14 protein-coding genes are annotated in these 15,298 nt (G+C 42.9%); 11 read left to right on the top strand and 3 right to left on the bottom strand.

Annotation, left to right across the window (positions count from 1 at the left end; all coding sequences use genetic code 11):
* Positions 1–286 precede the first annotated feature (286 nt).
* Positions 287–763 carry a LabA-like NYN domain-containing protein gene (locus ACRQQK_RS10630; protein ID WP_457511350.1) on the top strand — a complete coding sequence of 159 codons (477 nt, stop codon included), beginning with the start codon at positions 287–289 and terminating at the stop codon, positions 761–763.
* Here ACRQQK_RS10630 and ACRQQK_RS10625 read toward each other — a convergent pair.
* Positions 752–925, bottom strand: coding sequence for a DUF2986 domain-containing protein (locus ACRQQK_RS10625; protein WP_081878729.1), 174 nt, complete (start codon positions 923–925; stop codon positions 752–754). The genes ACRQQK_RS10630 and ACRQQK_RS10625 overlap by 12 nt on opposite strands.
* Positions 926–1,032: 107 nt before the next feature.
* Here ACRQQK_RS10625 and ACRQQK_RS10620 point away from each other — a divergent pair, with 107 nt between their 5' ends.
* Positions 1,033–1,428, top strand: coding sequence for a nitrous oxide-stimulated promoter family protein (locus ACRQQK_RS10620; protein ID WP_457511352.1), 396 nt, complete (start codon positions 1,033–1,035; stop codon positions 1,426–1,428).
* A 42-nt stretch (positions 1,429–1,470) separates the two neighbouring features.
* Here ACRQQK_RS10620 and ACRQQK_RS10615 read toward each other — a convergent pair whose 3' ends face one another.
* Positions 1,471–2,631, bottom strand: a complete 1,161-nt coding sequence (locus ACRQQK_RS10615) for an MFS transporter (protein ID WP_457511349.1) — start codon at positions 2,629–2,631, stop codon at positions 1,471–1,473.
* 196 nt (positions 2,632–2,827) lie between these two features.
* Positions 2,828–3,262, bottom strand: coding sequence for a thioredoxin TrxC (gene trxC / locus ACRQQK_RS10610; protein ID WP_457511348.1), 435 nt, complete (start codon positions 3,260–3,262; stop codon positions 2,828–2,830).
* 213 nt (positions 3,263–3,475) lie between these two features.
* Here trxC and ACRQQK_RS10605 point away from each other — a divergent pair, with 213 nt between their 5' ends.
* From ACRQQK_RS10605 to ACRQQK_RS10565, 9 genes are all read left to right on the top strand, one after another.
* On the top strand, positions 3,476–4,561 hold the full coding sequence (locus ACRQQK_RS10605) for a beta-ketoacyl-ACP synthase 3 (protein ID WP_457511347.1): 1,086 nt from the start codon (positions 3,476–3,478) through the stop codon (positions 4,559–4,561).
* A gap of 451 nt (positions 4,562–5,012) precedes the next feature.
* Complete coding sequence (locus tag ACRQQK_RS10600; RefSeq protein WP_457511346.1) at positions 5,013–6,428, top strand: undecaprenyl-phosphate glucose phosphotransferase; 1,416 nt, start codon at positions 5,013–5,015, stop codon at positions 6,426–6,428.
* A complete protein-coding gene (locus ACRQQK_RS10595) occupies positions 6,412–7,710 on the top strand; it encodes a capsular biosynthesis protein (protein WP_457511345.1) in 1,299 nt (432 codons plus the stop codon). Before ACRQQK_RS10600 ends, ACRQQK_RS10595 begins: the two co-directional genes overlap by 17 nt.
* On the top strand, positions 7,711–8,310 hold the full coding sequence (locus tag ACRQQK_RS10590) for a polysaccharide biosynthesis/export family protein (RefSeq protein ID WP_457511344.1): 600 nt from the start codon (positions 7,711–7,713) through the stop codon (positions 8,308–8,310). It abuts the gene before it with no gap.
* A gap of 1 nt (position 8,311) precedes the next feature.
* A complete protein-coding gene (locus ACRQQK_RS10585) occupies positions 8,312–10,480 on the top strand; it encodes a GumC family protein (RefSeq protein WP_457511343.1) in 2,169 nt (722 codons plus the stop codon).
* 4 nt (positions 10,481–10,484) lie between these two features.
* Entirely contained in the window at positions 10,485–11,711 is a 1,227-nt protein-coding gene (locus tag ACRQQK_RS10580) for a lipopolysaccharide biosynthesis protein (RefSeq protein ID WP_457511342.1), read from the top strand.
* Positions 11,708–13,099, top strand: a complete 1,392-nt coding sequence (locus ACRQQK_RS10575) for a capsular biosynthesis protein (protein ID WP_457511341.1) — start codon at positions 11,708–11,710, stop codon at positions 13,097–13,099. Before ACRQQK_RS10580 ends, ACRQQK_RS10575 begins: the two co-directional genes overlap by 4 nt.
* On the top strand, positions 13,092–14,090 hold the full coding sequence (locus ACRQQK_RS10570) for a glycosyltransferase (protein WP_457511340.1): 999 nt from the start codon (positions 13,092–13,094) through the stop codon (positions 14,088–14,090). Before ACRQQK_RS10575 ends, ACRQQK_RS10570 begins: the two co-directional genes overlap by 8 nt.
* Positions 14,087–15,298, top strand: coding sequence for a glycosyltransferase family 4 protein (locus ACRQQK_RS10565; RefSeq protein WP_457511339.1), 1,212 nt, complete (start codon positions 14,087–14,089; stop codon positions 15,296–15,298). Before ACRQQK_RS10570 ends, ACRQQK_RS10565 begins: the two co-directional genes overlap by 4 nt.

Genomic DNA, 15,298 nt, shown 5'->3' with positions numbered 1-15,298 from the left:
CGCGTTAGCAGAGTGGTTATGCACCGGATTGCAAATCCGTGTACATCGGTTCGATTCCGGTACGCGCCTCCATTTTCTCCTAGTTATCTCTCCACTATCTCTTAAGACTTTTCTTCCCTTAATCATTTGGATAAACGTCTTCGCAATGTCGTGACAGATTCTCAATAAACGATAATCGTGTAACTTTCAGCTTTAGCCTGTGGTATGGTTTCGTTTGTTTCTAGGCCACCATTTGGCCCTCATTTCGCGATCAAAAAGTACATTCTATAAAGGTACCAATATCAATATGGAAAAAATCGCCATTCTCGTAGATGTGCAGAATGTCTACTACACCTGCAAAGAGCGTTATCAACTTAACTTTAACTACAATCAGTTTTGGCAAAAAGTGACTCACGGTCGCACGGTAGTGAAAGCTAATGCCTACGCCATCGCCAGCAAAGACAACGGCCAACGTCAGTTTCACCATATACTGCGTGGTATTGGTTTTGAAGTGATGCTAAAGCCGTTTATTCAACGTCGTGATGGCAGTGCGAAAGGCGATTGGGATGTGGGTATTACGCTTGATGCCATTGAGCTGGCTGAAGAAGTAGATGTGGTTGTACTGGTTTCTGGTGATGGTGATTTTGACTTGCTCGCCAAACGCATTCAACAAAGGTTCGGCAAGCAAGTAGAAGTTTATGGTGTACCCGGTTTAACAGCGAACAGTCTAGTAGAAGCCGCCGACAGATACATTGCTATTGATGACGAGTTACTACTCTGGTGATTGAGTCTCACTTTGTTCAATAGCTTGTGAAGCTTCTTCTGCTTCCATTTTAGCGCGCTCTGCTTTAGATACGTAGCGAGGCTTGTTGCTTTTATTCAGCTTCGCATTTTGTTGCTTAATCTTCTTTTTTAAAATTTGGTTAATCTTCTTTTTGCGGTTCATGATTTTCACATCTGAGGAACATGAGGGTGGGGAGCTTAATGGTTTTAGACACTAAGCTCAATAGCATGTAAGAAATTAACCTAGCCACTATTCAGCAGGGTTTGATGATGACAAAAACCAGTTCAATTTTAATCGGTTCATTACAAACAGAATATAAGACTGTAGCTGCGATGGTGGACATCTATTGTCAAAACCATCACAACAGAAAGAATGGATTGTGTGAAACGTGCCAGGTACTGCTCGATTACGCGGAATTACGTTTAGACCGATGCCCTTACGGCCAAAATAAACCGACTTGCAATCGATGTCCAATCCACTGTTATAAGCCAGAACCAAAAGAAAATATGAGATTAGTGATGCGATATTCTGGCCCAAGAATGCTATTACCACATCCTATTCTTGCGGTTCGACATTTGTTACATGAGAGAAAAGAACCGCCCGTCAAAATAGAAAAAGACGCTTCAAATCGCCATCAACGACTTAAAGCGTCTAATAATCAGTAAACTCAATTTCTGAGCGTAGCAGGTGTATTCAGTGTAAACGGATTATTCACCCGCAACCCATTGGCGCTTGGTTTTAATACTTGCCAGTAGCATGTATAGACAAGTCGCCATTTGAACCACGAATAGATAGCCCAACAAACCTTGACCATTTTGTAAGAACCAGTCAGCAATGACAGGACCAATCACAGAACCTACGCTATAGCTGAATAGCATCACTTGAGTTGCAGAAACAATGTAGCTGGCATCGAGCTTATCGCATCCCAAATTGATAGCGATTGGGTAAAGTGCAAATGTCGCCATGCCCAATACAAACAAGCTGGTCGCAAGCACTGTTAAGCCAGATTCGAGGAATGGCAGCATAACAGCACCAGAACCGATCAAACAGAATAATGCCATCAATAGAGTTCGACCTAAATATTTCGAAAGCCAAGGGACGCTTGGTTGAATAGCCATTCCACCCAAAATAACTAGAGCGAGCAGCGCACCCATGTTGGAATGATCTAAACCTCTCTTTTCCAGCTCTACAGGCATCAAACCATAAATAGCTCCTAGGGTTAGACCTGATACGATGCATCCCATAATAGCGGCATGATTTAATTTGGTCATTTGACGCAAGGATAGACTAGCCGCTTGTTGTGAGGCTGGTTGTGTTGACTTACCAAAAATCAACACAACAGATGCAATTAGTAATAACGCTGAAATGGCTAAAAATGGAAGTGTACCATTAATGCCTATGTAGCTAATGCCTAGCTGGCCTATTGCGGATCCACCATATAACGCAGCCATATAAATGCCAAGTCGCTTTGCTCGACCTGATTCATCCCCATGCAGTAACCACGATTCAACGACAACGAATATACCTGCTACTGTAATGCCAGCGATAAAACGTGAAATCAACCATACGGTTGAATTCGCGATTAAAGGTAAGGTGACAATAGAGATCAGCAGAATCATCAAAAATGCAATGAAAGCATTTTTGTGACCAAGGCGGTTTACAACAGGATCGACGATCATTGCACCGATTAACAATCCTGCGTAAAACACACTCGCGAGCCAACTCGCTAAGCTGGTTTCCAACTGATAATGAGGCAACATAAGGGGGATCAGACTCATTAAGTAGCCCGATGCCACTGCATAGAAAGTTAACGCAATTACTGGAACAGAAATGCGTTGAGAAGAAGTTGATACCAACAAGCTGTCCAACGACGTCGCCTCAAAGTTTATAGGGGGAAAGAGAAAATTTGCGGCGAATATGGGACTTATGAGAGGAAAGGTAAAACTAAAATTTATAATCTTTACGATTAACAAATTTTATTAAATGACTAATCTACAAAATAGTAAGTTAAGTCGGCATTTTATCCTGATAATAGCCAACTTAACTAGAAATATTTTACATGGCTTATTTTGTTAAAGCTTGGTTCAACCATTGATTAAACTGAGACTTAGGAAGAGCGCCATTAATAACATCAACTCTTTGTCCGTGCTTGAACACCATAATGGTTGGAATGCTACGAATTTGGAACTTAGCAGCGAGGTTTTGCTGGCTTTCGGTGTCTATTTTTACGAAGCGAACCGAACCATTTCTTTCATTTGCTACATCTAAAAAAACAGGCGCGAAACCAACACATGGGTTACACCAAGGTGCCCAAAAATCGACCACAACTGGCTGAGAGCTTTGCAAGATAGCCTCAAAGTTAGCGTCGGTTCCTTCTATCGGAGAACCATCTAGTAATGGAGTTTGGCATTTTCCGCATTTAGGACTCTCTGATACTCGCTCATTGGGAACACGGTTTAATCCATGGCAAGAAGGGCAGCGTGTATTGAAGGTAGACATAGTTTTCCTCTCAAATCGTGATTTGTATTTATGGTCTTTACCGTTCTTTATGGCAAATAGCGCTATAGGGTAAATGAGCGTATAATCCGCCCTTATGCCTAATGTTGGGGCAATTGATATAAATACAATAGACAATATCGGTACAGAATTAATCATAGCCACAGGTTAATTCAACGCTGGTATTGGCATAACAATAATAGATTTGGAACGAGTATGACCAAGTTTTACGCTGAAATTACAGGTTGGGGTAAATGTTTGCCTCCAGCAACCCTGACAAACGAAGATCTGAGTACTTTTTTAGACACCAATGATGAGTGGATTCGTACCCGTACTGGTATCGAGAATCGTCGTATTAGCCACGTTAATACATCTGACTTAGCCACTGTTGCCGCTAAGCAAGCTTTGGCTTGTGCGGGATTAGAATCCAGTGATCTCGATTTGATTATTGTCGCCACCTGTTCTCCAGATACCTTGATTCCAAATATTGCCTCGAAAGTTCAACTGAATTTGGATAACAAAGGCGCGGCTGCGTTTGATATGAATGCAGCTTGTACTGGCTTCCTTTATGGGTTAGAAACCGCGACTCGTTTAATTCAAGCGGGTAACTACAAGCATGCTTTGGTGATTGGTGCTGAACGCCTTTCTTTCTACCTAGATTGGACCAAGCGTGATACTGCGGTTTTATTTGGCGATGGTGCTGGTGCAGCGATCTTAAGCCGCACTGAAGAGCCTCTCGGTTTACAAGATGCGCAAATCGGCTGTGATGCTGAAGGTCGTGACATCTTAGCTGTGCCTAAGTTTGGTACCGCTATGGATCGTTTCGCCGCTGACAATGGTCACTGGGATTTTAACTTCATCGGTAAAGACATCTTTAAACGCGCAGTGCGTGGTATGGGTGCAGCTTCTCAGCAAGTACTACAAAGAAGTGGATTATCCAATGACGATGTTGATGTTGTGATCCCTCACCAGGCAAATATTCGAATCATCCAAACCTTGTGTGATGTGTCTGGTATCAGCCAAGAGAAAGCCTTCGTCAATATTCACAAATACGGCAATACTTCTGCGGCGACGGTTCCAATTGCACTTTGTGAAGCGCTAGAACAAGGAAAGGTAAATCCAAACGACAATATTCTTGTTGCAGCATTTGGTGCGGGACTGACTTGGGGTGCAGGTCATATCCGATGGGGTCAACGTGTTACTCCTGTCAACACAAGTGACGCTGCTTTACCTGAATGCGATAAATCGGCATTAGAGCTACTGCATGACGCTATAGAGCATTGCAAAAGCAAAGTCGTGTAAATCCTCAACAAACAATCAAATCTGAATAGGAGCTCATCGAGCTCCTTTTTTGTCTCAAAAATGAATCATCATTCTTTTATCGCACATTTGTTTCAAATATAAGAAAAATCCTACCAGCGTCGGCGTGGCAATGTGGGGCTTAAATAGGGATAATCTCTGCAAACGATTGAATGCTCAGCGAAATATATCTATATTTATATGCAACTCATGGCAAATTGACTTTTGTAACTGTTACATTGAAGTCTCTAAACGAATAAATGATGGTTATAAGTTGTCTCATTGGATAAACACAAGCAATAAAAACAGTAATTTAGTCACGTTTAACCATTCTTCTTCTAGAATTACTTACAGTTGATGTAGAAGTTATTAATTTACTTTAAAACAATGAGATGGCGCCATCGTTGTGTCAAACATAGGGCAATAAATTTGTGACGGTAAAGGCGGTTGGAGTATGACACCAAGAAAAGTATTGAAGTTGGCAGATGACGGTTATGCGACGCTGTTAAAGATGGTTGATTTCCTTCTTATTAACCTCATGCTAACAAGCGTTATTGAATCGCTTGGTGATCATGAAACGGCAATAGACATACTGGCCGCATTCATTTTTTCAGTTATCTTTCTGCTCGTCGGTGAGTACTGCAAACTCTACAGCTATCGAACTTTGCGTCGAATTAGAGCTTCGTTTTTTCAATTGCTTGCAACGTTAATCATTTCGGTTTTAGCCATGGAAGTAGTGAAGTACTTCTTCAAGAATGTGGATGGTGTGACCATCACAAACCTAAACCCAACGGTCTTTGCTTTTTGGTATGTATTTGTATTTGCCGTACTAGTGGCAGCTAGGGTTTTGCCTATCGTCACGGTAAGAACCTTCCGTCAGAAAATGAACCAGAAGCAGCGTATAGCGATCATAGGTATGACCCCGGCTGGTATTGCCATTTCACGCTCGTTGCTCAATGACTACCATCTCAATGATATTGACCTCGCTTATTATGATGACCGAGGTGAGCAGCGATTCGGTTATCTGACCAAAATCCCTTACAAGGGCAAAGTTGATGTACTGTTGGAAAAAGCTCGCATAGGCGAGATTGATGAAGTGTATGTGGCTTTACCTATGGTGGCAAAAGACCGCATTCGTCACTATTTAGAGCAACTGTCTGACAGTACCGTAGATACCTATCTTGTTCCTGATTTGTATACCTACAACATCAGCATTTCGAAAGTGAAGTCTGTCAATGGTGTGCAGACTTTTAGTGTCTTTGGTTCACCCTTTGATGGTGTGGGTGCTGCGATCAAGCGTATCGAAGACATTATTATCGGTTCAATGATTACACTGATGATCTCTCCCGTTCTTCTGGCTGTTGCCATAGGCGTAAAAATGAGTTCGCCAGGCCCTGTGCTCTTTAAACAAGATCGCTATGGTTTGGGTGGTAAGAAAATCAAAGTGTGGAAGTTCCGCTCCATGAAAGTGATGGAAAACAGCGATGTTGTTACACAGGCGACCAAAAACGACCCTAGGGTCACTAAGTTCGGTGCCTTTATTCGCAAAACGTCATTAGACGAGTTGCCTCAGTTCATTAATGTGCTTCAAGGATCTATGTCGATTGTTGGTCCGAGGCCACATGCTGTTGCCCACAACGAAGAGTACAGAAAAATAGTCGATAACTACATGATTCGACACAAAATTAAGCCTGGTATTACTGGTTGGGCGCAGATAAACGGCTATCGTGGTGAAACAGAAACTGTCGATAAGATGGAAAAACGCATTCAATACGACATCCAATACATGCAGAACTGGACGTTGTGGCTTGATATTAAAATTATCTTTTTGACCATTTTCAAAGGCTTTGTGAGTGAAACGGCATACTAGCTTATTACTGTGTGTTGGCACGTTATTGATTAGCGCTTCTGTTTATGCAGATTTGAAACCCAAATCGCATATTGGAATAGCAGGTATCGATTTTCAGAGTCGGGTTGGTACTGCTTATGGCGTTGATGACAACGTCACGTTTCAAGTCGATGATGAAGACAAAATAGAGTCTAACTATTTGACTGTTTCGCCTGAGTTGAAAGCTATCGGACAAAGAGGAGAAGACCAGTATCTCCTAATGTATAAGGGCGACTACAACCGTTATCAAGATTCCCATGAAGATGACTCTGACAGCCACTTCATGATGTTCGATGGATACTGGCGCTACGGGCTAAGACACGGGCTAAAGTGGAATATCCAACAGGGTTATGGAGAAGAGAAAAGAGGGCTTGGTTTAACTGAAGGATTCGATGAGTCTCAGATGGAACAATATGGCTTTGGTGACTCTGGTCTGGACTATTCACAATTTAATACCAGTCTTCGCTATAGCTACGGTGCGCCAAAAGGGCGTGGAAAACTGGATGTCATGCTACAGACTAAGTCTTTTAGTTATGATGACAAAGACCATATTCAAGGCGCAGATAATGATTTTTATCAATATGTTTTGGAACAAGAGTGGGAAGAAACCACAGCTCTGATTGAGTTATTTGACCAATACAGTGACGACAGTCGATTTCGCTACAGTTTGATTACCAATCGTCGCCACTATCATGCCAACAAGCGCAAGGACAGTAACGAATATTATCTGTTGTTTGGCATTAAAAGTGTTAGAAGCGGTAAAACGACCATAGAAGCGGATATTGCCGCTTTGTACAAAGCGTTTCCCGAAAATGACCGCTCTGAAAGTTTCACGGGCGCCAACTGGAATATCGCGTTGGAGTGGAAGCCACTAAAGCAAGATATTTGGTCTCTGCACACATCTCAACGTGTTAAAGACCCAAGGCAAGAAGGTGGTTATATCCTAGATGGTATTTACGGTATTTCTTGGCAACATTTTTGGTGGGTAGATCGTTTTTCTACCACCATAAGCTATGAATATGAGACGGAAGATTATCGTGTTGAAGACAACAATCGATACGACAAGACCAAAACGGCGAAGTTCGCGATTGGTTATGATTTCAGACCGTCGATTCGTTTCGAAATGAACTACCAGTGGAAAAAGTTCAGCTCAAATGAAGATATAGATGTACTAAACATCGGTGAATTTGAACAGTATTCGATTATCAGACGATTAGGCTATGACCAATCGTATGTTGAGTTGCAGTTAAAGGTGCAAATATAGATGCGTAAATGGTTGGTATTTCTTCTTACTTTGGTTATGTCTTTGTCTTCAATGGCTGAGGAAACTGTGCTGCAGGGCTCAGGTGCAGAAAATGAACAGCAGGCATCTTCACAACAAGTGAATCCTCAAGTGCAAGAAAATTTGGATGATTACTTATTGGGTACCGGCGACAGAATCGAAATCATCGTTTACGGTGAACCTGACATGTCTATGAAGTTTAAGGTCAGTAAGTCGGGTATGGTTAACTTTCCATATATAGGTGAAGTGGTCATCGCTGGTCGTACACCAAGTGCCATTGAAACTGAAATAGAAGAACGTTTACGAGGTGATTATCTGTTGAACCCGATGGTTACTATCAACATGGAATCTTTCCGTCTTTTTTATATATTTGGTGAGGTGACGTCACCCAACGGTTATGAGTTCCAACCAAGATTAACAGTAGAGCAGGCGATTGCAATTGCTGGTGGTTTTACTGACCGTGCAGACCGTGGCGACATCAGCATTCGTTCGGGTACGACAAATGAAGTAATTGAAGACGTTGAGCTCACTCATCCTGTGCAGCCTGGCGATACCGTAATCGTAGAGCAGAGTTTTTTCTAGTATGGCAGTAGGCATGATTGAAAATGGTCAAAAGATGGAAAGTAGCATCGATTTTGCACCATTTATAAAAGCATTAAAGAAACACTGGTGGAAGATTCTGCTCTTTACTGTTGTGGTGACGGGAGCTTGCTTTCCGCTGATTTCTGGTATGAGTTCGAAGTATGTTTCCACCGCAACGGTATTAATCAAAGCACAGGAAGATAATGCAACGCCAATTGAAAATGTGGACGGATACGATTCAACTCGAGCGCCATACTACGTTACACAACTTAATCTGATGCAATCCCGTGTTGTACTGGAAAAGGCCATCAAAGATCTCAAACTCAATGAGGATCCTCGATACAACGGTGGCGTAACAGTCGACGATAGCATTCGAGAATTGCCAATGACTGAAGCTGATTTAATGAAAGCTACGGTTAAATACATTCGTAAGCACCTCTCTTTTTCAGAAGTGCGCTTAACGCAACTTGTGCATGTTTCCTTTGAAGCGGAAGATGCAGAAGAAGCTGCACGAATCGCCGATGGTATTGCCCAAGCATTCATTGATTACACCATCGACAAAAAAGTAGAGAAAACCTTAGCTGCTCAACAGTGGAATGAGCAGCAGATGGAAGAACTGCGTAAGCAAGTGGCAAGTAAGAAAAAGGAAATGGAGCAGTTTCTCAACAAAGAAGGCTTGATTACCTTTAAAGGCATTGATGGTTTTGAAACTCAACAACTCAGCATTATGACGGAGCGTTTAGCCAACGCTACTGAACGTCGAATGCTTGCTCAATCTCACTATGAGCTGGTGGTGCAGAACTTAGATGCTCCGCTGGAAGACCTTGCAGCGATTCCCGAAATTTCCAGCCATCCTCAATTGCAGGATTTGCGTATCGCAATGATTCAGGCGAAGCGAACGTTGTTTGATCTGCAGAATCGCTACGGACCAAAACATAACAAGATCCTTGAAGCAGAAGCGCAGATCAGAGCGATAGAGCTTCAATTCCGCCGTCTTTTGGTCGAGTTGAAGTTAGGCTTGTACAAAGAGTATCAAGCCCAATTGGCAAAAGAGAATCGTTATAAAGCGCTGTTGAATGAGCAGAAGAATGGCTTCAAATCATTAGTGGCGAAACGTGATATTTACGAAAGTATGCAGACTGATTTGCAAAAAACGGAAGACCTCTATAAAGACATGTTCTTACGTAGCAAAGAGCAAGAGCTTTCTTCTACTTATCGTGAACCGGATGCTGTTTTATACGACCCAGCCGCAGTTGCCAAAACACCAGCAAAACCGAACAAATTGTTGCTGTTGGCAATGGTGTTCATTATGTCATTCGCGCTATCCACCTTGTACGTGATTATTCGCGCAGCTATGGATCAAAAGATCTACAACCTGACACAAGTCTTGAAAAAACTAGGTTTGAAACCGTTAGCTGATTTACCGGAAATGGGGCAAACAGAGGATAGAAGCGAACTCGTTAATCTGATTCGCAGTAATCCTTATGCGATGGAATCATTTCACGGCATAAAAACAGCGATTCAGCTAGCATCACCGTCAGCTTATTGCTTAGGTGTTGTCTCCAGTACGGAAAAAGAAGGGGCGACGCTAGTTTCGCAGTTGCTTGCTGACAGTTTAAGCCGCAACCATAAGACGCTTTTGTTGGATCTCGATTTTCGCAGTGAAACCGGCTTATCAATGTTGCCTGAATTTCTTCCACAAGCGGACGAGGCGATGAACGGAGCCTCAGAAGCTAAATGTGCAGCTCAATGGACTGGAGCTAATGACAATCACAAGCCATTGTTTATCTCACTCAATGAAAAGCTCGATTTCTTGCCGCGTGGGGTTCTTGAACAGTCACCTTTAGTGTATTTCTCTAGTGAGCAATTTTTGCACATGATGCAAGAGCTGCCTGAGCTTTACGAACGAATCGTTGTGAATCTGCCAAGCCTTACGGCCAACAAAGATACCCAGTTAGCCGCCAAAACACTAGATGGAGTCGTTGTGGTGATGCAAGCGGCTTCTCGCTCAGTTCCAACTATTCGCCAAGATATCGAGAAGTTGAATCAGCTGGATATCAATACTATTGGTGCGGTACTGAACCGAGTGCTAGCAGATAACTTACAAAGTGAAGAAAGTAAGCAGTTTATTGCTCAAGGCAGTTTTTCAGCGCTGCTAGCTGAGGATTAATCGCATGGGGCTGATCAAAAGTATCTCGACGATTGCCAGCTCTTCGATGCTAACCCAAGTGATAGGGGCATCATCCATCTGGTTCGTATCAAACCGTTATGGCATGAACGAAGTCGGTATTTATGCCATGGTGTACAGTATTGTGCTGATTGGTGCACAGATATGTACTTTTGCTTCGCAGCTTTTGATCCCAAAACAGCAAGATGAACATTTGGCGCAAAACATCGTGTTTTGCCTTATTCAGACCGTGGTATTAGCCATTCCGTTTACCGCAGTTATTGTTTGGTTATTCAATAAACCATTTGCACTCTACTATCTGCTGACTCTTGCTCATGCTTGGATTTTGATCTCTGAAAACCTGCTATTACGTGATGAAAAAATGAAGCTGTTAGCGTTTCAGCGTCTGCTTGCTTCGGGCCTAGTTTTAGTTTGTGTGTTGATGACGCCAACAGCAGAGTTACTTTACTGGAGCTGGGCTATTGCGCTGATCGTTATCGTTTTTCTATGGTTACTTTACTCGATGCCATTTCGACGTATGGCATGGAATCAATGGGGCTGGTCATCCAACAGAGAGTTCCTTAAGCGTAATAAACAACATATTGTCAGTATCGGTAGTGCCGAAGTGTTGGCTATGGCAAACAGTAATTTGCCGACAGTTCTCATCAACTATTGGTTTTCTGCGGTAACGGCAGGCTATTTTGCGATTGTTAGCCGATTCTGTTTATCGCCAGTCGTGATTGTCGGTAATGCGGTACGCAATTCTATCTTCTCTAAATGGTCGTTAGATTTTCGCAATCAGCGTTTCAATTACCCAGAATTCATAAAGGTACGCAAACTTCTTTTCGTCCTTGGTTTAATCGCTACAGCTGGTGTCTTTATCTTCTATCCAGTCGTGATGGAATTCGCTGCGGCCAAAAACTGGATCACTCATGAATGGGTCGAATCGATTCCAACTTCACGTTATATGCTTCCGTATCTGTTCCCTGCATTGGCTATTTGCCCGTTGACGGTTATTGAACTGGTGTTTGGATCTCCCAAGTATTTTCTGCGTATTCAACTTGAGCAGTTGGCGGTGGTTGTTATGGCGTTTGTCATCCTGCCTTATTTTTACAACGACTACGCGTATTCAGTGATCACTTATGCGGTACTTTCTGCTGTTCGTTATGGATTCATTTATTTGAAAGTGAATCAACGGGCTCGTTCTATGCGAGAAGGAATGGAGGCCAAGTGAACCTTAGTTTAAACAGCGGGCTTTACCTCCAAGTTGTTACATTAACCACACTGATATTTTGTGGAGTCGTGCAGTATTTCACAGGGATTGGCGCGGTTCTTTGGCTGCCATTTTTGATGACCTGTTTAATGGTACTGCTGTTACCAATGCAAACTCGTTACAGTGTCTTTTATCTTGACAACAAAGAACGAGTTTTATTGGTGTTGTTCGTGAGTTTATTTGCCTTGGCAACCGTATCGACGATATTGCAAAGCGGCATCAAAGTAACGATTGTCGGCATGAAAAACGAGTTAGCAATATCGCTGATTATGTTTTGTCTGTTACTGGGCTTTGTGCGCGAGTCGCAGATTTATCGGATTACCAAAGCGCTCTATTGGGTGTTCTATATTCAGTTTCCCGTCATTTTGTACCAAATCCTGATTATTGTTCCCAAACGCGTTGCCTTCCGTGGCGAGTATGAAAAGTGGGATGCGGTCGTAGGCACTTTTGGTGGTGACCCAATGAAAGGCGGGAACACTGCCGCCATGGGATTGTTCTGTTTACTGATCATGCTGCTTAAGCTTTCTGAATATAAACATGGCCTGGCAACGAAATTAAACACCGGTCTGCACATCATTGCGGCATTTATCTTGTGTATTTTGGGCGAGGTGAAATTCGTAATTCTAATTTCACCGTTCTTGCTGGCGTTCGTCTGGTTTTCTCCAAGCTATCTGACGGGAATGAAACGACTCGACCTTAAAACAGCATTGATGATCATTGGCGGTATATTCGGCCTTATTTCTCTTGCCATCATGATACTGGCGGCATCTTATTCCTCCGCCTTTGCGGGTAGTTCAGATAAAGGTGCTTTGGACATCTTTATCGACTCTTTGTCTTACGCATTTGACCCAAACTACATACTGGAAGAAACGGGCGAACTAGGCAGGATGACAACAATGTTTTTCTGGGGAAAACACAGTGACTTGTGGGGATTACCAAGCCAGCTGTTTGGTTATGGTCTTAATGCCACTAACCGAGGAAGTACTGTTGCCCCAGGATTTTTGAACGTCATTTTTAATGTGTTTTTGGATTCAACATCATTGAGCATGTTGCTTTGGGAAATGGGTTTGGTTGGAACCTTACTGTTCTTTGGCGTCATAGGTTATACCCTACGGATTGTGATGCCAAAGCCGCTGATTCCGAGAGACCGAGTTACGCAGGAAGACGTGCGTTTGCTTTCTTTCCAACCGGCGTTTATTGCCTTTGGTATCGCTGGTCTTTTGAGTCTCCCTTACAGCCAAACATTGATGATCGTGCCTATGTTGCAATATCTGTTCTATTTTTCATTAGGTGCCGCGTTAGTTATTCGCAAGTCAGTATTAACAATAAGTGAGCCTTCCTATGGGTGAAGATATTAAAATCAGTGTCATTATCAAAACGTATAATGAACAGGCTGGGATCGCGAAAACTATTACCAGCATTCGCGAGAATTTATCCAACTACTCTCATGAGATTATCGTCGCCGACAGCCTGTCGTCAGACGATACCCAAGCGATAGCTCTGGAACATGGAGCCAAGGTCGCCACATTGGTTAATGGTGATGAACGCTGTTGTGGTGTAGGGCATCAACTAGGCTATCTTCATGCACAAGGAGAGTTTCTTCTTCTTATGGATGGAGATATGGAACTGGCGCCCGGCTTTATCGAACAGGGGATTGCTTATTTAGATACTCACCGCGATTATGCTGGCGTAGCTGGTATGGTGGAAATGGATGACGCACAAAGCTACGAGTTCAAGTCCCGTAAGCAGCGTATTCACAAGATCTATCCTGTAGGCGATACCTCCCATCTTGGTGGAGGCGGCTTATATCGACGTTCTGCTATCGAAAAAATCGGTTATTTAACCAATCGTAATCTTCATGCGTATGAAGAAGCAGAACTGGGTATGCGATTAAAGCATGCGGGTTACAAGCTGCATCGACTGGCTGTTCCATACTTCTCTCACACTTCTTATGACATGTCTTCGATCGAACTAATGAAGTATCGCTGGAGAAGTGGCTATTTGTTTGCTTCTGGTGAACTGTTAAAAAGTGCTTGGGGAAAGCCGCATTTTAAAGATGCGCTGCTCGTAGTTAAGAACGAGGCGATCTTTACCCTTTATTTGTTCTTACTGGCGATATCCATTCTGACTTTCCATATGAAAATTATCTCGATTGCGCTACTGCCGATGGTGGCTTTCTTTGTGCTGAAAGCAATTAAGAACCGATCATTAAGAGATGCTCTACAAAGTGTGGTGAATCTGAGTGTGTTTTCTGCAGGGCTTATTCGAGGGTTGAGCTGTCGTCTGAAAGATCCCAATCAAGCGCCGGATAATCGACTGATTAAGGGAGAACAACAATGAAAATACTTTTAGTAAACAAGTTCTTCTTTATGAAAGGCGGAGCTGAAACCGTGTTTTTTCAGGAGCGCGAGATGTTAGCGCGTTCAGGAGCAACGATCTTAGACTTCTCGATGCAGCATGAGAAAAACATTGAGTCGGCTTTTAGTGACTATTTTGTCTCTAATGTTGATTACCATGACGGCAAGAAGAACTTGTTAGGCAGCGTGAAAACGGCGATCAATTTTATTCACAACAGTGAAGCTTGTGAGAAGCTAAAAGCCTTAATTAACAAAGAACGCCCTGAAATTGTTCACTTTCACAATATCTATCATCAGCTTACGCCATCAATCATTAAAGTCGCCAAGTCATTAGGCTGCAAAACGGTGCTGACAGCTCACGACACAAAAATAGCATGCCCTAGTTACACCATGTATCGAGATGGACATACCTGCGAAGCATGCTTGAAAGGCTCGGTATGGAACGCGTTTAAGTATCGTTGTCAGGAAGGTTCGCTGTTTAAGAGTGCGTTATTATCGCTTGAGGCTACTTATCAATCATTGGCTAAGAACTACCAAGCTGTGGATGTGATCGTTTCGCCTAGTGAGTTTCTCGCCAACATTATTCGCCAAAAATTACCCCATAATCGTATTGAAGTGGTTGTGAATGGCATTGATGAGCATGTTGAGCGAAATGGTGTAAAAGACGGGCGATACTTCCTCTATTTGGGACGCTTAAGTGTTGAAAAAGGCGTAGCGACTTTAGCTGAAGCTTATCAACGCTCTAAGCAGGAGATGCCATTAAAAGTGGTTGGCGACGGGCCTTTGTACAATGAGTTGGTCACTAATTACGACAATATCGATTTTCTCGGTTTCCAAAGCGGCGATGCTTTACACACGTTGATAAAAGAGTGCAGCGCAGTCATTGTTCCTTCTGAATGTTATGAAAATTGTTCTATGTCGGTTATTGAAGCCATGGCTTATGGTAAGCCGATCGTCGGCGCTAATATTGGTGGCATTCCAGAGCAAGTAAGAGAAGGAGTAGAAGGGCGTCTGTTTGAATCTGGGAATCCAGATTCTTTAGCACAAGTGATGGATGATTTCGCCCAGCACCCAGAACTGGTTGTAGAGTTCGGAAATCGCGCTCGCCATCGCTTAGAGAACAAGTACTCTCTGGCTCGTCATGAAAATACGCTTATGAATTTGTACCAAGAATTAATGGGTGAGAAATAA

It is taken from the genome of Vibrio sp. C8 (assembly GCF_054051265.1).
This window is presented reverse-complemented; position numbering and strand designations above follow the sequence as displayed.